Below are 19,224 nucleotides of genomic sequence, written 5' to 3'. Positions count from 1 at the left end.
TTATTGCTTATTAAACAATTACTTTACGCCTAGCTCACGAAGACGCTCTTGTAAGTAGCTGTCAGCCGTGTATCGCTCAGACAAAATAACATCAGGGCGAGGGTGCAAAAACAAAGGTAAAGAGATGCGCGATTTCGTAGACGCTTTACCTGTTGGGTTAATAACGCGGTGAATCGTTGATGGGAAATAACCACCTGATGCTTCTTGCAACATATCACCGATGTTAATAATTAAACTACCAAAATCACACGGCACGTCTAACCAACCGCCATCTGTTTTTTGCACTTGTAAGCCAGGCTCATTAGATGCTGGTAATACTGTAAGTAAGTTAATATCACCATGTGCAGCGGCACGAATAGCGCCAGGCTCTTCATCACCCGTCATTGGTGGGTAGTGCAATATACGTAATAACGTTTGCTCAGAATCAGCAATCATATCTTTTAAGTCAATTGAAAATTTAGCACGTACATCAGCCGGGGCTTCAGCTTGCACCCAGCTTAACAAGGTTGCCGCAAAGTCATTTGCTAGACGGTAGTATTCACGCACGTCAGCTTCAAGCTGTTCAGGCACACGGCCTTTTGGATAAACATGAAAATATTCTTTAATGTCTTTTACTGTAAACCCTTTAGCAACCTCAGATACTGACGGTGGGAAATAGCCGTCTTGCGTTTCTTTAGAGAATAAGAAATCATGCTTTTGCTCAGAATTAAAAAACGCCTGCCAGTTCTCATAAATTGATTCAACTAAAGATTGCGGGATTGGGTGGTTTTTCAGTACACCAAAACCAGTGTTTCTAAGAGATTCAACAAATTGAGCGGCTGCATCGCTCGCTTGATAATCGACGGTAGGTAGTTGCATGTTCGTATCCAATGAATTAAGTTGTCAAAAGCCTTTGCTAATCATAGCAGTTGCTCCATTGTTGCGCTCCGCGAGCATAATAAACTAACCCTAAAAACATAAGGACTTATGTCCTTAATGCTGGGGTAACAATCCAATTATTGATACAGATCAAAAGCTATAAGCCTGCGAGTATTGAACATAATTAAGAGGTAATATAAACCGATTCCCTCAATCCTCTCTCATAAATACATTTAGCTCTTTGCTCATTCTATCCACCAGCCATTTAGGCCCACCGTCATACATATCATTATGGCGAGAGTTTTCGATGGGAACGTGCTTCACTCGATATTGGGTTAGTTCATCGGCATTCAGTAATACTTGGTGATCGGCCAAAAAGTCACTACCACGCAATGTGAGCACTCGAATATTTTTATTACGAGGCAATAACATGCGCCGGTGATCAAGTGTAATAATACGCTCCACTTCACTAGGGTAAAGTGCCGCATAAAGCGCCGAGATATCCCCGCCATTGGAATGGCCAAATAAAGTCAGCTGGCTGAAGTCATAAGATGGATAACGGCTGCTTAACTCATTGACTAAAAACTTTAAGGTCACCACACCTCGATGCCAGTTCTCTAGCCGAGTTGCCATATAAGGCGGTGTTCTGTTAAGTGCAGGGTCACCCTTTAACTCGTGAGCAACGGCAATTGTTAAATATCCTTTGGCCGTGAAAATATCAGCCGCAAATTGGTAATCTGTGTGCGCAATACCATACCCAGCATTAATAAACGCCACAGGGCATTTATTATGTTCACTGCAGGTGGATGAATTACTCGGCTCTGAGATATAAACGGGAATTGCGCGATCGCGGGCTTTATCAACAATCACTTCACTTTTGGCAAAACTGGCAGTAGTAAAAATAAAACAGCCTAATATAATGAAAGACTTGAAAACGTTCATCATGCTATGAATCTTATATTTTTTATCTTAATTACAATAAGTTTAAATTTTTTAATGTGTTATGTATACCCAAGCAGCCTCAAGATGCAGAATTCAGCGTTTCACAGGGACTTAATATCAAGGCGTTACTTTGCAAGAATGGCAATCCCTTTTAAGAAGTAACAACGATGAGAGTGAGTGCCTGTGAAGCGCCCAAGGGGTTGGTTTAAAAGCGATTTATACGGCGTTATTGATTTTAACAATAGAACCACTATTATTTGCAATCAGTGCCTTGCCTAAATCGCTTTTAATTCCAACTGTAAATTACATCTTGAGGCGACTTGGGTATATACACTCAGACAAGTTAGTCGCCGCTAAACGATTATTTATTGCAAATATATGCGATAATGGCGTTAATATTTATGTTTATTTAAAAGTGCCCCATGAAATCATACAGCAGCATTGAACAGCGTATCGACATTTTACAAAGTCGCATCGAAGCTTACCAAGAAGAAATAGCAGTACTACAAGCCGAGCCAAAAAGTAATAACGAGCGTATTATTTTTAAGTTTATTGAAACCGGCAGCACCGGTAAAACGAAAGATTTTGTGCGTGAACTTGGCATTAAATCACCTCGTGATAGCTTATACTCATCGGGCGATGTAACAAAGCTAGTTAAAGATGGCGCTGATGACATTAACCCTGCGCTGCTTGAAATTGCTCGCGCGCTTGCCAGCGCTCGCAATAAAAATGGCCCAAGCTGTTAGAACAACGGTTTATTATAAACTTAGCCGTGTAATAACGGCTAATCCACCAGCTCAATATCCAGTCCTGCTAATAAATTTAACGCCTCAAGTCGTTCAAACTTAGCACCACTAACGTCGTTATTTTTTATATCAATATTGAACTGTGTGGCACCGACAAAGTTAGCGTTACTTAAATTGGTCTGATGAAACACACTGTCTCTAAAATCTGTGCCTATAAACTGACTTTTCGCTAAGTTGGCATGTCTAAAATCGACATCCTTTGCAAAGCAATCTGTCATTGTTAACGCTTTTAATTGCGACTCAAAAAATGAGCTATGGCTAAGCTCGCAGTCTTTAAAACTAACCGGTGCAGTCAATGCCAGTTGCGGCCAGTTTACTTGTCCCCAAACGATACTATTGAGTTTGCAGCCTTTAAAAATCACTTCTTCTAATGAGCTGTAATTCCAGCTTAAATCACTCAAATTGCAATTGATAAACTCACAATCGATAAAACGACAGTTACTAAATTGACTGTTGCTAAAGTCACACTCAATAAACTGGCATTGCTCAAATTCAATCTCACTAAAACGCAGTGACGTCGCTTTAGCCTTTAAAAATTCGTGCTCATAGTAATCGTTTTGTGTAAATAACATACCTTCTGCCATAACTCCCTCTTAAAACAGCAATAAAAAAACCCTAAGAGTAAGCTTAGGGTTTTTAACATTAAACTAGTTTTTTCGTCACTTATTCAGCTGGTTTTTCAGCTTTTTCAACAACATTGATAGCAAGCTCTGTCAATGAATCTGCATTGGCTTTACTTGGTGCGTCAGTCAGTAAACATGATGCTTGTGTTGTTTTAGGAAAAGCAATAACGTCACGAATATTGTCTGTACCACATAGTAGCATTACTAAACGGTCTAAACCAAACGCAAGACCTGCATGCGGAGGTGTACCGTATTTTAATGCATCAAGCAAGAAACCAAACTTGTCTTGCTGCTCTTGTGCATCAATACCTAAGATTCTAAAGGCCGCTTCTTGCATGTCTGCGTTGTGAATACGCACAGAACCACCGCCCACTTCGTAGCCATTTAGAACCATGTCGTAAGCATCAGAAATTGCGGCTGCTGGGTTTGCTTCTAGCGCTTCAGCATTGATATCTTTTGGTGCAGTAAATGGATGATGCACAGCATGAAGTGTGCCTTCGTCATCTTCTTCAAACATTGGGAAGTCAACAACCCAAAGTGGTGCCCAGCTATTAAGGTTGGTGATTTCTAAATCAACACCAATCTTCAAGCGTAATGCGCCCATGGCTTCATTTACTGTGTTGCGTTTATCAGCACCAAATAAAATGATGTCGCCCGTTTGTGCATTAGTACGTGCAAGAAGTTCGTTAATCACTTCTTCGTTTAAGAACTTAGCGATTGGCGATTGAACACCTTCAGCACCTGCATCACGGTCGTTCACTTTCATCCAAGCTAGGCCTTTCGCACCGTAAATACCAATAAACTTGGTGTAGTCATCTAATTGCTTACGAGAAAGCTTAGCACCACCAGGTACTGTTAGTACTGCAACACGGCCTTTTTCATCATTTGCAGGACCTGAGAATACTTTAAACTCAACGTCTTTTACCAAATCAGCAACGTCAATCAGCTTCATTGGGTTACGTAGGTCAGGTTTATCAGAGCCGTACAAGCTCATCGCCTCTGAATAAGGCATGATTGGGAACTCGCCTAAATCAACATTAAGCAATGACTGCCACATTTCACGGATCATCTTTTCAGTCATACCGCGTACTTGATCAGAGCTCATGAACGACGTTTCTAAATCTATTTGAGTAAATTCAGGTTGACGGTCAGCACGTAAATCTTCATCACGGAAACATTTAACGATTTGGTAGTAACGATCAAAACCAGACATCATCAATAATTGCTTAAACAACTGTGGTGATTGCGGTAATGCGTAAAAGCTGCCTTTGTGAACACGACTCGGTACTAAATAATCACGCGCGCCTTCTGGCGTCGCTTTCGTTAATACGGGTGTTTCAATATCTAAAAATGCATTTTCATCTAAAAAGCGACGAACAAAGCTGCTTGCTTTAGCACGTAACTTAATACGGTCGCTCATCTCTAAACGACGTAGATCTAAATAACGGTACTTTAAACGGCGCTCTTCTGAATTCACTTGGTTAAAGTCAAGTGGTAACGGCTCTGAGCGATTGATAATTGTAAGGCCTGTGCCTAAAATTTCTACTTCACCTGTTGCCATGTCTTTATTTATTTGGCTATCAGGGCGCGCACGAACAACACCTTTAAGTTGCACACAAAATTCTTGACGAAGTTTATTCGCTGTATCCATTAAGCCTTCAACTTCAGGATCAAATACAACTTGTACTAAGCCTTCTCTGTCGCGTAAGTCAACAAAAATCAGACCACCCAGGTCACGTCGTTTATTTATCCAACCACATAGTTCAACTTCTTGATCTACGTGAGTTTTATTAAGCTGTCCGCAGTATATAGAGCGCATAGTATTCCTGTCAGTGTAAGACTCATAGCCGCTTTCCCTAAGAATTTGCCGTTTTTGGGGAGTTAAAGCCACTATTTATTAATCATTTTAGGGGGTGCATTATACCCAAGTTACTTAAAAATGCGAGCGCGGCAGCGGGCACTGTGCTTTCAATTTATAGATTTGATATACTAGCCAAAACACACAATCAGTTAACCGTTTTATGTTGTATTTAGGGTGTCCGCAGTGGTCAAGCACCGCGTGGAAAGGCAATTTGTTATCCAGCCATTGTAAAAATGCTGACATGCTGCATGAATACGCGCAGGTGTTTAATTCTGTAGAGGGTAATACCAGTTTTTATGCCGATCCTAGTATTGAGTCACTCAAGCGCTGGCGTGATGCCGTTAATAACGATTTTAAATTTACCTTTAAATTTCACCGTCGCTTTAGCCACGAATTGCAATTAACCAACATTGATGACGAGCTTACAGCTTGGTTTAATTTGTTCGAACCGCTATTACCCTATATTGGCCAAATCATGTTGCAACTACCCAATAGCTTTAGCCCTGCGCAATTGCCCCTTCTCGAGCAGTTTATTAGTAAGCTGCCAGACAATATAAATTACGGGGTTGAAGTACGCCACGGCGAGTTTTTTAAAAAAGGCGATGCAGAAGTTGCGTTAAACCGGTTATTAATGGCTAACAACATTAACCGTATTGCCATGGATACGCGCGCACTGTTTGCGGTAAAAGCTAATACCGAAGCCTTGATAGATGCACAGCAAAAAAAACCTCATCTACCAGTGCATGCCATCGCCACTGGTGAACAACCCATGGCAAGGTTTGTGATTGCCAGTTTAGAGCATGACTATAAACGTTATTATCAGCCGTGGCTGAAAAAAGTACAACAATGGCTTGATGAGGGGAAAACTCCTTATGTGTTTTTTCATACTGCAGATAACCGCCAAGCTCCATTGTTAGCACGTCAATTTTGCCAAGACTTAAATTATAACCACCGCGTTTTATCACCTTTTATAGGTGAAAAAGAAGCCACTCAATCGAGCTTATTTTAAATTTATGAAAGACTTCTCTCGCTATTTTACCGGCTACCCTGAGCAAATTATTACACAAATCATGCAGCTCATTAATAACAACAAACACGGTGCGTATTTAACAAAAAAATACCCACACGCTCATACGATAACGAGTGACAAGTCGTTATACGCTTACGCAACCGAGCTTAAAAAACGCTATTTAAAAAATGCACCGCCGTTTGGCCGCGCCGCATTTAAAAAACAAGGTGATATGGTCACTAACGCACTAGGTACGCATACCTACCGAATGCAAGGTAAAACCCGTAAACACGATTTAGCCATCAACAGTGATTTATTGCGCGCGCCAGAGCCATTATTAAAAGCATTAGTGGTGCATGAACTCGCCCACTTTAAAGAAAAAGATCACAACAAAAGTTTTTATGCCCTGTGTTGTCACATGGAACCTGAGTATCATCAGCTCGAACTAGATTTGCGAATATTTTGTGTATTGGTCGAGCAAAATAACAACCCTTATCTAGCCTAGTGTATCCATTAGTAATATTGACTATACACCCACTACAAACTTAGTTAGCTCTATCAGTTTCCCTGACTCAGTAACAACCTGCATTTGCCATTTCCCAACGGGATCTGCGGGAAGCTCATTTTGTGGGTCTATGCTCTATAACCTTGCTCACGGCCACCTGTAATATCTAATGCAATTCGTTCCACGACTTGGTTATTAAGGATCCACACATGAAAGTTATTTATTAGAGTCAAGTATCTCTGGTTATACCGACAACATAGTATGGCTAGTCGGTGCCGCGTATCAATCTGAAAAATACCAATCAGAAGACTTTTCTGCATTTGATTATCACTACGAAGTACCGGGTGTTTTTTCACAAGTTGATTATGAAGCAAGCGAAAATATATCGTTGTCGTTGAGTGCACGCGCCGACTGGCACAATGAATACGGCACGCAATTTAGCCCGCGAATTTCCATGCTGTATAAACCAGAAAACTGGACCGTAAGGGGCTCCTACGGTAAAGGATTTTTCGCCTCTATCGATATTAGCTACACATTTGATAGCGTCGAAACAAGCGTCACCCTTTTCTCATCCGATGTTGAAAATGTGACAGAGTTAGAAGGTATTAATCAGCAACTCACACCATCATATAAAAGCGTTCGCATTATCAACAGCCCTGGCCAAAGTGAAATTCGTGGTGCAGAATTTCTATTACGCTACCGCTGGAATGATATCAAGCTAACGGGTAGTTATTTATATACGGATGCTAGTAAACAAAGCAACTCAGGAATAGGTCGCGTACCTCTTACACTCACCCCAGAACACTCAGCGGGTGCAGTCATCATGTGGGAAGAGCATGGTAGTCACTTAGTTGGTTTTGAAGCCTACTACACCGGCACACAACACCTTGAGAATAATCCGTACAGAGATAGAAGTGATGCTTACTGGCACTTAGGTTTACTTGGGCAAATTACAGTTGGGCGGATTAGCTATTTTTTAATGCAGAGAACTTACTCAACATACGACAAACAAAAGAGGATTCACTAGTGTTGCCACTACAAGCTCCTAGCGGGCGTTGAACGACTGATATTTGGTCTCGAAACGATGGCTTTACTGTCAACGCAGGCATTCGCATCAAGTTTAATGATTAAGTCATAAAGTAGTATGCTGGTTAACCTATAGCCAGCATACACAACAGAGCTTTAGTATCTGAAACCTAGCAAGTAAATATTTAAAACACGGTTAACTTTATGCTCAGTCACGCTTAAAGTTTTTACTGTGATTATTTAAATAGTCGTTCATTGGCATGGGTTTAGCAAAGTAATAACCTTGTATAGAATCAATATTACAATGCTTGAGAATAGTAAACTGCTCTTTGGTTTCAACGCCTTCTGCAACCACGCCCATTCCTAAGTTATTTGCCAAATCTATAATTGTCTTAACAATGCTAAAGCCTGACTCCTTATTAGATATTCTATCAATAAAGCTTTTATCTATTTTTAACTGTTTTACAGGATAAGCATGCAAATAAGCCAAGCATGAATACCCTGTGCCAAAGTCATCTATTGAAAAGGTAAAGCCTTCTGACTTAAGTTCTTCCATTTGCTGTACTGTGTGTTCAACATCGTGAGCCAGCATGCTTTCCGTGATCTCTAAAGTTATTTTTGATGGCGAGACATGATGCGAGTGAAGAATGTTAAGTAACGCTGATTTTAATAACGAAGACTTAAATTGTGAAGGACTTATGTTAATCGACACTTTAAAGTCATCATCAATAACGCACGGGTTTAAGCGCTTAAGTAAGTTACAAATGTCATTCAGTACTATATTTTGCAGTCGTTGTATTAAACCAAATTGTTCAGCAACGGGTATAAATTCACCTGGCGCAATAATCCCTTTCACTGGATGAACCCAACGAATCAGCGCCTCAGCCCCGACGACTTTGCCTTCATTATTAATCTGAGGCTGAAAGTAAGCACAAAACTCTTGGTTCTCAATCGCTTTTAAAATCTCTGTTTCAAGCTCTATTTTTCTATCTAACAATGTCTGTAATTGAGGGTCATAAAAGCTATAGCTATTCCCGCCTTTTGCCTTTGAGCGATACATGGCTGTATCAGCAAACTTTAAGATATTACTCGCGGATACATTCGTACCCTCGATTAAACAAATACCAATACTACAACTTACCTGAAATTTTAAGGCACCCACTTTGAACTCTTCATCAAAAGTTTTATGGATTTTTTGTGCCACAATGGCTGATTCTAGGTTGGCTTTTTCATTGTCATCACCAAGGTATTCTAATAAAACAACAAATTCATCACCTCCCAACCGAGCCAGCGTATCAGACTTTCTTATCACTGTTCCCAGTCTTCTTGCCACCTCAACGAGAAGTTCATCCCCAGAAGAATGACCGAGAGAATCATTAAGGCGTTTAAAGTCGTCTATGTCTAAAAATAATAAAGCCCCAGTTTCACCTGAGCGCTTTATTTTTTCAACCGTCATGTCCAAACGCTCGTTAAGCATTCTTCTATTAGGGAGTTTTGTTAAGGGATCATAATAGGCCAGCTTTTCGATTGCTTTTTCAGCCTGTTTTCTTTGCGTAATATCCCTTGCTACCCATAAAACGTGCCTGGAATAACTGTTTTTTGATTGGTAATGCTCCACAGGCACCGTTCGCCCCTCAAAAACGATTCTGCCTTTTGGAACATCTAACTCATATTCAAACACTTGAATTTCATTCGAGGAGAGCGTTTTTTCCAGTATTGTCATGATTGGTTGCGAATCTTTAGGGGCTAAAAAGTCATTGATACTTTTCCCCTTAGTTTGCGCTAACGAAGCGTATAAAAAGTCATCCGAAGAACCATAGACGTCAACATACTCACCCTGTTCCCCCAATATGAGCACAAGGTCAGGCATCACTTGAGTGAAAGCCTCAAATTTCTCATTACTATGTTTAAGTTGGCTGATAACTTCGTTTAACTCTGATGCATTGGCATCATTTTCAAGCGCAATACTTGTAAAGTTTACAAAGTAGTCAATCAGCTCTAAATCTTGTTCAGTCGGTGATTTTGGGCTCGTGTGGTAAACAGCGAATGTTCCTAACACGGTAGATTTTGTTGATATAATCGGCGTCGACCAACATGATGCTAAACCAAAGTTTAGGGCTGTTTGCTTAAAATCTTTCCACAGTGGCGATGTGTTAATGTCATCAACGATAATTCTTGTTTCTGAAAATGCTGCAGTCCCACACGATCCTACGTTAGGGCCAATTTCAACGCCGTTGATTATTTGACAATACTGAGCATCGATACTCGGAGCTGCACAATGAAACAGCTGGTTACCTTTAAGCGATAAAATTGAACACTTAGCAGACTCATCCTCTAACATCTCTTCGATCGCTAAACAAATCTCTTCGCTTATTTCACTTAAAGGCTGCCCTAACGCTATTTTTGAGAGAATTTTTTGTTGTTGCTTTAATAGCTTTAAAAGTTGCTTATCCTGCATGTTTCACAAAGTCCTGACTATTACTTCATCGTGGTGTACGAAAAAGTGGTATGACGTTTAAGTGGCAATGCCGCGCTAAAGTTTTATATTTCTCATTATTGCAATGTTATCTAAAAGTAAAACAACAAAGGCTAAATAAATTATAGTCAATAACCAATAAGCCACAGCATTAATTCTTATGAGTCATCAAATTACTTAGTGCGTTTCCATTAGCGTAACAGTAACGCAAGGCACTCATTTTTTCTATATGTGCAGAAGTAGCAATTTAAATAATCAACACATATAAAACGAAATTAAAAAGGCTGAAGAGTGTTATGACGCAAAGATAACGCAGGACAGTTAACAAGCTAATAAGGTGTTGCTCTAGTAGAGTGCTTACTTTCAAATTACTAAGCCCTCTACTAGAGTGCATTTGAAACTAACTTATCCCTAAATATTTATGAACTTGCACAGATAATCGCCAGTTTTTGTCTATACACGTCTCTATCGCCAATTTTGTCGCAGACACTTTTTGACTAATGGGCTGTAAATATACAAGCCTTGGGTTAACACCTGTTTTTAAAAATAGCGCTTCTAGCTCTTCCACATGTTTTTGCATCGCAATAGGGTGTTTTATCTCATCTGCACGTTTCATTGCTGAAGTAAGGACTTCAAAGCCGCCACGCATGTTAATTTTTGGCGAGACTGTTACCCATGTAGTAGTCGGAGCCAAAATTTCGAATGTGCCACTTGTTTCTATCTGCGTACTAAAGCCATTTTCATGCAATAAGTCACATACTGGGTTCAAGTCATACATGCAAGGCTCGCCACCGGTTATAACCACATGTTTTGCACGATAACCCCGCTCATTAAACAGTGCTAATATCTGTTTAGCTGAAGCATCAGCCCAATGATCTGAGTCAGCTTTTTTCTCCACCGTATCATCAAGCGAGACTTTGTATACATTGTCGACTTCCCACGTTTGCTTTGTATCACACCAAGCACAGCCTACAGGGCACCCTTGCAACCGTAAAAATACGGAAGGTGTACCGGTAAAGCTTGCTTCACCTTGGATGGTTTCAAATATTTCATTAATTTTGTACAAACGTTATCTCACTTACTACTTAGCACTCGTCAGACTGATTAGAGTGGCATATCAAAAAATCAAAAAGCACGGGCAAAAATTGTTATTTATGCTCCAGCCGTGTAGTATATCGCGCCCTGATATAAACCTCTATTAAAACTAAGAGCAAAACAGATATGACGCAAAAAGTTGTTGTGATTTATTCCGGCGGTATGGACTCATTTACCGTATTAAATAAAGCCCTACAAGAAGGCCACGATGTATACGCCCTATCATTTGACTATGGTCAGCGTCATGTCAAAGAGCTTAAAGTCGCCGCACAAGTGTGTGAAAAACTGAATGTTCCTCATAAAATCGTCGATATATCAGCGATTAATCAACTCATAGGTGGCTCATCGTTAACCGATGATATTGATGTGCCTGAAGGGCATTATGAAGAAGAAAGCATGAAAAGCACCATTGTCCCTAATCGCAATATGATTTTGCTTTCTTTGGCCGTGGGTTATGCTGTATCGCTTAAAGCGAGCCAAGTTTATTATGGCGCTCACTCTGGAGACCATGCTATTTATCCAGATTGCCGCCCTGAGTTTGTGAAAAAAATGGATGATTTGTGCCGAATTGCTAACTACGATGCCGTTGAAATTTTCAGCCCGTACTTAAACAATACCAAAATTGATATTTTAACCGATGGCATAAAAATGGGCTTAGACTATAGCCAAACATGGACATGTTATAATGGCAGAGAAAAAGCATGTGGCAAATGCGGTGCATGCCAGGAGCGATTAGAAGCATTCAACTTGAATAATATTACCGATCCATTAGATTACGAGTAAGCGATAGCGCGTCGGTTAAAAGGCTATCTTTGATAGCCTTTTTTGGGTTTTATAGCCAACGTCTTACTTTTGCCTTGTAGTCTGTGAATTGCTGCCCAAAAAGAGTGGTCAACGCACGCTCTTCAGGAATAATTTGGAACTGCGTTAAATAAGTAACAAAGCCCACAATAGTTAAAATAGCCAAAATTGAGGCGAGCCAAACACCCCACCCGAGTAAAATAAACGCGAAACCAACATACATTGGATTACGGGATATTCTATAAACACCTGATGTGACAAGCTCTGAGGCTTGATCTGGTTTACTTGGATTAACCGTTGTTTTTGCTATTTTAAAACTCACAACACCAGCAACACAAAAAGAAACACCCGTACACACTAAAATAACCGTCACATGTATAATATACGCATTAAAGTCGACAACACTAAAATGAGCAATTAATGCCATCAGCCCTGCAAAAATCAACACCACAATAACCGGGGGTATTTTATTATTTAACATCAACATCTCTCTCAGCAGTTTTTCACTTTAATGATCAAATACTTTCTCGTTTTCATAACATTATCAGCGCCAAAATAAGCGGTAAATATAAAATACAAATAAAGTTACAATTGTCAGCTTTATAGGAGCACAAAGCAGGTTATACTTTATACTAACTAAAGACGTATTAGGGAAATAAAAACGATGTCAGGCACTACAATGATCGTATTAATTGTGTTTATCTCTGTGGGTTCAGGGGTTATTTACGATATGTATAAAAAGCACCTTGAGTTTAAGCACAAAATGCAAAATAACAACACTGACGCGAATAAACAATTGGATGCTGTTAACGCTGAAGTACGCGCCTTGAAAGAACGCGTACAAACGCTTGAAGCCATTGTTACTGACTCAAGCTTCAGTGTGAAACAAGAAATAAACAGGCTTTAAAGCCCGTTAAACGCTAAACTGATTAGTATACAAGTGGGCATTCTGTGGCCGCTCCACACCATGGGCGGCTAAAAATCCAGATATTTCGCTACTACAGCCGTGGGGGGCTCGCCCACTATCGATTTCAAAATTGAGCTGATTTGCATGCTGCTCACCTAATGAACACAACCGTAAAGCATTATGTGAACGTAGTTTAATGCTCAACTCCCCGATTCTCTCTACTGATATTTGCTTACTAAAACGAGCCAGTTCATTGTATTTAAAGTGTTCACTCACATACTCATTGCTCACTTTAATTAACGCATCAACTAAACCATGTAAAAATTGATTACTGCTGGTATCTTTTGCCAAAAATGACACACTGGTATTATTGAATTCATTGAGCTGACAATCCTCACAACTTAGCTGTACCTGGAATACAATTGTCTTATTATCAATTCTATTCATGGCTGAAAGTTTTATTGCAGCTCCCGCAAATTTACAACTACCTATTACTTCTTCCACATGACGTAAATCATTATTATCGGCCATGACCAATTCAGCATTTTGTGCCATTAGCGGTAAATCATGATGGTTATTAAATGGCGTGCTTGTTCCACGAGAATGTTGAAACTTAATAAGTTCTCTGACTTCATGCTCTCTGGCAACCTTTAATGCCAAGAAAGCCGTTTGAATGAGTTCAGATGTTGGCAAATTATCTTCTACATACCAGCGCCTGCCGAACAGTAGCTTTATGGACTCTTTGTTCGGTCCGTTTGACTGGTAATTATCAGGGTTCAAAATAGCGACTTGCAAGTACACTTGTTCATCTTTTTCAGCTGCAAGTACACGAAAGTGAGCTGGAAAGCTGATATTACTTAGTACTTCATTCACTGATTGCAACGTATGCTTATAACGCAAAAAGTGTTGTGGTACGACCCAGTTGTTATTAGAAAGTTGTACCAAAGGCGCATATGATATGGGCTGCTCAAAACTGTGTGGCCACTTCGCATTATTGGCAGTGGAAGGTTTGAAGTCTTTTATTTTATTGTTCATACTTAAATAACATTAATTCATACAAGTCGCGTGAAAGTGGTACGAATTTAATAGAGTAAGTAGATCACACTCCTCTGTTAGTTTTAACTAAATTTAATTGCTTATAATCTGCAATGACCTGTCCATAATATGTAGGATCTTTTTTGATCATTCGCGTGTAATGCTCAATGAGCTTGTTCAAATACTGGTGATGATTTTTATCCGTGAAATCCCACATTTTATCGCCCGTTGGTTCAATGGCAGCTCCTGATTTAAAGCCGACATGTAATACCTCATAAAAACGTTTATTTTCTGTGATAATTTGTTCCGAAATTAAGCCAAGCCCTAAACGAGCGAGCCCCTGCCTTAATGAGTAAGTGTGATGTACGGGACACACTATAAAACTCAACCCTCTGAGGGTTTGCTGTTCATGATTTAGAATTATTTTTTGCATTAATCTCAGTAACAACTCCCCGCCTACACCTGCAATAATCACAAGTTGTTTCGCATTCGGCTGAAGTTCAATGCCTGCCACGTCTTGACATTGAACTTGCCACTCACAAGGTAAGTTGGGATCCATCAATTGGGTAAGCTTGTTACTCAAGCCGTTCATGAGCTCAGGCACAATGTCAACAAACATCACTTTTTTAGCTAGCTTACGCTCAAGCAGTGTCATCCCTAATAAACCATGGTCACAACAACAATCCCAAATCACCTCGTAAGATTCATTGACTAATAGGTTAATTGCATTTAAACGATGGCTAAGTTTCATATTATGTAAGTGTTGAAGCCGTTTTATAAATAAGTGCTTTTAAACTACGATCACTATCTACTTCAATAAACCCTAACGTAGGTGCTAAACGCTCAACAAAAGTGATAGCACCTTGTGTATGCTCTTCAATTAATGCTTTAAAAGCGTGCTCTGTTAATTCAGGGCTGTTTGCACATAACAAGAGTTGCGTGTTGCTATTTAATAATTCTGGTAAGCGACGCAGTACTTTTTGATAATCTTTTGTCAGTATAAAGCTGCCTTTTTGAAAACTGGGTGGATCAACAATGATTAAATCAAAAGGGGCGGCTTTTTTAAGTTTGCCGAATGACTTTAAAATATCATGAGGCAAGAAGCTTACGCCTCGCTCAAATCCATTTAGTTGGTGATTTTGTTTACCCGTTCTCAATACTCCTTTATTCATATCCATATTTATAACTGAGTCAGCACCTCCCTGCATTGCAGTGATTGAAAACCCACAGGTATACGAAAAAAGATTTAACACTTTTGCATGTTGACTGTGTTTAAGCACAAATTCACGGCCACTGCGCATGTCTGGAAAAATCCCCGTATTTTGGCGGCTCATTAAATCAACAATAAACTGCGCAGCACCTTCTTTTACTACATGTGGCGCTGGTAGCTCACCCTGTACTAACGTATTTTGAGTTTGTAAGCCCGCTCGTTGTTGATAAACCATGGCTTTAATGTGCTCGGGTGCATACGTTTTTGCCCATTGCCAAACTTGCTCAGTCAACTCCTCAAGCGTGTTTGAGTCTATCTCATCATAAGACACTAAGAATAAGCTAGGGGGATAAAAATCTAAATTCAAATGGCTTAAATGCTCAACAGTATGGCCACGACCATGAAAAATACGGCATAGCTCATTTGCTGCGATGGGTGCATCTTCAAGTGCACGAATAAGAGGAGAAAAATTATGCATTTTTAATCAACTGTTGTTGTAGTTCATGGATTTCATCACGTACTGATGCGGCTTTTTCAAACTCAAGATCACTGGCATAAGCATGCATTTTACTTTCAAGCTCTTTCATTTGTATGGCGATCTCTTTAGCACTGAGCACTTTACTGCTTTCTTTGCGAATGAGTTTTAAATTATCTTGTGGGCCTGCCTGTTCACCTACATCCATGATGTCGGTTATCTTTTTCAATAATGCTTTTGGTTCAATTCCATGCTTAACATTATAAGCATGCTGAATTTCACGACGGCGTTGAGTTTCATCTATCGCTTTTGCCATAGATTTAGTGACTCTGTCTGCATATAAAATTGCACGCCCATTCAAGTGACGCGCAGCACGCCCAATGGTCTGTATAAGTGAACGTGCCGAGCGTAAGAAGCCTTCTTTATCGGCATCGAGTATTGCCACTAGAGAGACTTCCGGCATGTCTAAACCTTCACGTAAAAGGTTAATCCCTACCAGAACATCAAATACACCCGCACGAAAATCTCTGATTATTTCAACGCGCTCAACGGTGTCGATATCAGAGTGTAAATAACGGACTTTAACATTATGCTCGTTCAAATAATCCGTTAAGTCTTCTGCCATACGCTTGGTCAGCGTGGTCACGAGTACGCGTTCATCAATCTCAACACGTTTGTATATTTCCGATAACAAATCATCGACTTGGGAGCCAACCGGACGGACTTCAATTATGGGATCAAGTAACCCCGTTGGGCGGATAACTTGCTCTGCAATATCATCACCACAACGCTCCAGTTCAAAATCGCCAGGGGTGGCAGAAACATAAATAGTTTGCGGCGCGATGGCTTCAAACTCTTCAAAACGCAATGGTCTATTGTCCATTGCTGAGGGCATTCTAAAACCGTACTCAACAAGGTTCTCTTTTCGGCTTCTGTCACCTTTATACATGGCCCCAATTTGCGACACAGTGACATGGGATTCGTCAATAATCATTAGTGCGTCATCAGGTAAGTAATCAAGTAAGGTTGGCGGCGGATCGCCCGGTGTACGACCTGATAAATAGCGGCTGTAGTTTTCAATGCCCGAACAATAGCCAAGCTCGGTCATCATTTCAATATCATACTGCGTTCGCTGCGCAACACGTTGCTCTTCAACTAACTTATTAGCGCTGAGTAACTGAGCACGGCGCTCTTTTAGCTCAACCTTAATATGTTCTATTGCATCGAGGATCTTCTCTCGTGGTGTCACATAGTGCGTTTTAGGATAAATGGTGGCTCGTACTATGTGTTTTTCAACTGCGCCTGTGAGAGGATCAAAAATACTTAATCGCTCAATTTCATCATCGAACATTTCTACCCGTACAGCATAAGTCTCTGACTCTGCGGGGAATATATCAATGACTTCACCTCGTACTCGATATGTGCCACGACTAAAGTCGATATCGTTTCGCGTGTATTGCAATTCAGCAAGACGGCGAAGCATATCGCGTTGATCGACCGTTTCGCCTACTTTAAGTAGAAGCATCATTTTCATATACGAATCGGGATCACCCAAACCATAAATAGCGGATACTGAAGCAACTATTATCGTATCTCGGCGCTCTAACAAGGCTTTCGTTGCACTTAATCGCATTTGCTCAATATGTTCATTAATCGACGCATCTTTTTCAATAAACGTGTCGCTAGCAACAACATACGCTTCAGGCTGATAGTAATCATAATACGATACGAAATACTCTACCGCGTTGTTAGGAAAGAACTCTTTCATCTCCCCATATAACTGCGCTGCAAGCGTTTTGTTGTGTGCCATAATGATCGTAGGACGATTAAGATCATTAATAATGTTTGCCATGGTAAATGTTTTACCTGTGCCAGTAGCACCCAATAAAGTTTGATGTGCTAAGCCAGCCTCTAAACCTTCGCATAACTGCGCTATCGCAGTCGGTTGATCACCACTGGGGGTAAACTGCGATACCAATTGGAAATGATCACTCATACTTGGCACTCCTTGACGGGTTGATTATTAATGGCATTGAGTTCTTTAATAAACCACTTATACGCTAGTACGCCAGTAAACACGTTGCCTATTACTGCACCTATTAATAAACCAGGTAAATCGGCAACTAAACTGCCAACATAAGCAAACGGAACATAAAATACAAATAGCCGAATAACGCTAAGAATTAACGCATTCATCGGCTTGTGTAAGGCATTAAAAGAGGAGTTAGACAATATTATAACGCCTTGAAAACCGTAACTAAGCGGTAATGTATATATAAATAAAGTAATAACATCGATGACCATTTTCTCTTTACCAAACAACTGACTGATTACACCTGAAAACGCAATCAATAATAAATAAATGAGAAATTGCCAGATCATTACAAACTTTAACGTTGAACAATACGCTGCTTTTACACGACCCAGTTTACCCGCACCAAAGTTTTGACTTATAAAAGGCGGCAATGTCATAGACAGTGCCAACACAACAAGGCTTGCTATCGATTCAATTCTGCTGCCCACCCCGAATGCTGCAACGGCTTCAGGCCCATAACTTGCAACTAATGCCGTCATGACAGCCATCGCAATAGGTGTCAGCATATTCGCCCCCGCAGCCGGAAATCCAATTCTTAAAATTTTCTTGACGGAAGCCATCGGCGTTTGATTTGTCGCGTGTAAACTCAACAGGCCTTTTTTTACGGCTAAAATATATAAAATGATCACCACAGCCACTGACCAAGCAATGACACTGGCAATCGCGGCCCCCTTAATACCCATGGCAGGTATTGGGCCAAAGCCAAATATAAAGATTGGATCAAGTATTGCATTTATTAACCCTGCCCCTCCCATCACAATACTAGGCGTTTTTGTGTCGCCACTTGCACGCAAAACAGAGTTACCGATCATCGGGGTGATTAAAAACACACTGCCCATAAACCAGATACTTATATAGTCGTGGATTAATGGCAGTGTGTTCGGTCCTGCTCCTAATAACTTAAATATCGGCTCAATTAATAAATAACCAAATAAAGATAAAATAAGCACCATAATGACAGCAATTACCAATGCCATACTGGCATCAAATCGTGCCTCTTCAATATTATTACTGCCTAATGCTTTTGCTATAACTGCTGAAGTTCCAATGCCCAAGCCTATCGCTAAACTAATCACTGTAAACGTAACGGGGAAAGTAAAGCTAACAGCAGCTAAAGGCTCTGTTCCCAACAAACTAATAAAAAATGTATCAACAATATTAAACATCATTAACGTGATCATGCCGAAGATCATCGGGATCGTCATTCGTTTAAGCGTCGGCACTATTGGAGAGTTTAATAAATCAGGGGGTGTGTTTGTTTGCAAATTTGCGCGCATGGGAATAAATAAGCCTCTTTTATTAGCCTATCATTTTAAAGCATCAAGGCGTTGCAAGCCACGCATTTATCAAATGAATCAATATACTTATTAATATATGCAGTTTTATGGTGCTTTATATGTATAAAATACAAAGTAAAGTGTAAGTTTTAGGTCGTTTCATAACAATTACACTACAACTCGACTTAAAAACAATAAAAATACAATTATGTCACTTTTTTAA

At 40.1% G+C, this 19,224-nt stretch carries 17 protein-coding genes and 1 pseudogene; 6 read left to right on the top strand and 12 right to left on the bottom strand.

Going from position 1 to position 19,224, the window contains the following annotated elements:
- Window positions 1-18: 18 nt before the first annotated feature.
- The gene (locus tag ATS75_RS00610; RefSeq protein ID WP_058558492.1) at window positions 19-858 is read right to left on the bottom strand and encodes an isopenicillin N synthase family dioxygenase; all 840 of its coding nucleotides are present in this window, start codon (window positions 856-858) and stop codon (window positions 19-21) included.
- A gap of 210 nt (window positions 859-1,068) precedes the next feature.
- Window positions 1,069-1,803: an alpha/beta hydrolase gene (locus tag ATS75_RS00605; protein WP_058558491.1), complete on the bottom strand. Its 735-nt coding sequence runs from the start codon at window positions 1,801-1,803 to the stop codon at window positions 1,069-1,071.
- A 419-nt stretch (window positions 1,804-2,222) separates the two neighbouring features.
- Between ATS75_RS00605 and ATS75_RS00600 the strand changes: the two genes are divergently transcribed.
- Entirely contained in the window at window positions 2,223-2,546 is a 324-nt protein-coding gene (locus tag ATS75_RS00600) for a hypothetical protein (protein ID WP_058558490.1), read from the top strand.
- 38 nt (window positions 2,547-2,584) lie between these two features.
- Here ATS75_RS00600 and ATS75_RS00595 read toward each other — a convergent pair whose 3' ends face one another.
- Together ATS75_RS00595 and aspS are read right to left on the bottom strand one after the other, a co-directional pair.
- Entirely contained in the window at window positions 2,585-3,190 is a 606-nt protein-coding gene (locus ATS75_RS00595) for a pentapeptide repeat-containing protein (RefSeq protein ID WP_058558489.1), read from the bottom strand.
- Window positions 3,191-3,269: 79 nt separating this feature from the next.
- A complete protein-coding gene (gene aspS, locus ATS75_RS00590) occupies window positions 3,270-5,048 on the bottom strand; it encodes an aspartate--tRNA ligase (RefSeq protein ID WP_058558488.1) in 1,779 nt (592 codons plus the stop codon).
- A gap of 202 nt (window positions 5,049-5,250) precedes the next feature.
- Between aspS and ATS75_RS00585 the strand changes: the two genes are divergently transcribed.
- The 3 genes and pseudogenes from ATS75_RS00585 to ATS75_RS19990 all read left to right on the top strand — a co-directional run.
- Entirely contained in the window at window positions 5,251-6,099 is an 849-nt protein-coding gene (locus ATS75_RS00585; protein WP_058558487.1) for a DUF72 domain-containing protein, read from the top strand.
- A 4-nt stretch (window positions 6,100-6,103) separates the two neighbouring features.
- Window positions 6,104-6,604 (top strand): M48 family metallopeptidase, encoded by a 501-nt coding sequence (locus ATS75_RS00580; protein ID WP_058558486.1) that lies wholly within the window; start codon window positions 6,104-6,106, stop codon window positions 6,602-6,604.
- A 205-nt stretch (window positions 6,605-6,809) separates the two neighbouring features.
- A pseudogene (locus ATS75_RS19990) lies at window positions 6,810-7,735 on the top strand (TonB-dependent receptor plug domain-containing protein); the annotation flags it as partial.
- Between the two features lie 103 nt (window positions 7,736-7,838).
- Here the strand turns inward: ATS75_RS19990 and ATS75_RS00570 are convergent.
- Window positions 7,839-10,088, bottom strand: a complete 2,250-nt coding sequence (locus tag ATS75_RS00570; RefSeq protein ID WP_058558484.1) for an EAL domain-containing protein — start codon at window positions 10,086-10,088, stop codon at window positions 7,839-7,841.
- Window positions 10,089-10,506: 418 nt separating this feature from the next.
- Complete coding sequence (gene queE / locus ATS75_RS00565) at window positions 10,507-11,172, bottom strand: 7-carboxy-7-deazaguanine synthase QueE (RefSeq protein ID WP_058558483.1); 666 nt, start codon at window positions 11,170-11,172, stop codon at window positions 10,507-10,509.
- A 131-nt stretch (window positions 11,173-11,303) separates the two neighbouring features.
- On the opposite strand from queE, the gene queC reads away from it, so the two are divergent.
- On the top strand, window positions 11,304-11,984 hold the full coding sequence (queC, locus tag ATS75_RS00560) for a 7-cyano-7-deazaguanine synthase QueC (RefSeq protein WP_414858273.1): 681 nt from the start codon (window positions 11,304-11,306) through the stop codon (window positions 11,982-11,984).
- 49 nt (window positions 11,985-12,033) lie between these two features.
- Here queC and ATS75_RS00555 read toward each other — a convergent pair whose 3' ends face one another.
- On the bottom strand, window positions 12,034-12,483 hold the full coding sequence (locus ATS75_RS00555) for a methyltransferase family protein (protein WP_058558481.1): 450 nt from the start codon (window positions 12,481-12,483) through the stop codon (window positions 12,034-12,036).
- A 183-nt stretch (window positions 12,484-12,666) separates the two neighbouring features.
- Between ATS75_RS00555 and ATS75_RS00550 the strand changes: the two genes are divergently transcribed.
- Complete coding sequence (locus ATS75_RS00550; protein WP_058558480.1) at window positions 12,667-12,909, top strand: hypothetical protein; 243 nt, start codon at window positions 12,667-12,669, stop codon at window positions 12,907-12,909.
- Between the two features lie 6 nt (window positions 12,910-12,915).
- On the opposite strand, the gene ATS75_RS00545 is transcribed toward ATS75_RS00550, so the two are convergent.
- The 5 genes from ATS75_RS00545 to ATS75_RS00525 all read right to left on the bottom strand — a co-directional run bounded on the left by ATS75_RS00545 (window position 12,916) and on the right by ATS75_RS00525 (window position 19,001).
- Window positions 12,916-13,944 (bottom strand): hypothetical protein, encoded by a 1,029-nt coding sequence (locus ATS75_RS00545; RefSeq protein WP_058558479.1) that lies wholly within the window; start codon window positions 13,942-13,944, stop codon window positions 12,916-12,918.
- A 64-nt stretch (window positions 13,945-14,008) separates the two neighbouring features.
- On the bottom strand, window positions 14,009-14,695 hold the full coding sequence (locus ATS75_RS00540) for a tRNA (adenine(22)-N(1))-methyltransferase (RefSeq protein ID WP_058558478.1): 687 nt from the start codon (window positions 14,693-14,695) through the stop codon (window positions 14,009-14,011).
- Between the two features lies 1 nt (window position 14,696).
- Window positions 14,697-15,632, bottom strand: a complete 936-nt coding sequence (locus tag ATS75_RS00535) for a class I SAM-dependent methyltransferase (RefSeq protein WP_058558477.1) — start codon at window positions 15,630-15,632, stop codon at window positions 14,697-14,699.
- A complete protein-coding gene (gene uvrB / locus ATS75_RS00530; protein ID WP_058558476.1) occupies window positions 15,625-17,625 on the bottom strand; it encodes an excinuclease ABC subunit UvrB in 2,001 nt (666 codons plus the stop codon). Before uvrB ends, ATS75_RS00535 begins: the two co-directional genes overlap by 8 nt.
- Window positions 17,622-19,001: an MATE family efflux transporter gene (locus ATS75_RS00525; RefSeq protein ID WP_058558475.1), complete on the bottom strand. Its 1,380-nt coding sequence runs from the start codon at window positions 18,999-19,001 to the stop codon at window positions 17,622-17,624. The genes uvrB and ATS75_RS00525 overlap by 4 nt, the downstream gene beginning before the upstream one ends.
- Window positions 19,002-19,224: the final 223 nt, after the last annotated feature.

It is taken from the genome of Pseudoalteromonas sp. H105 (genome assembly GCF_001469215.1).
Classification (GTDB): domain Bacteria; phylum Pseudomonadota; class Gammaproteobacteria; order Enterobacterales; family Alteromonadaceae; genus Pseudoalteromonas.
The sequence above is the reverse complement of the archived record's forward strand: the minus strand, read 5'-3'. Positions and strand labels throughout refer to the sequence as shown.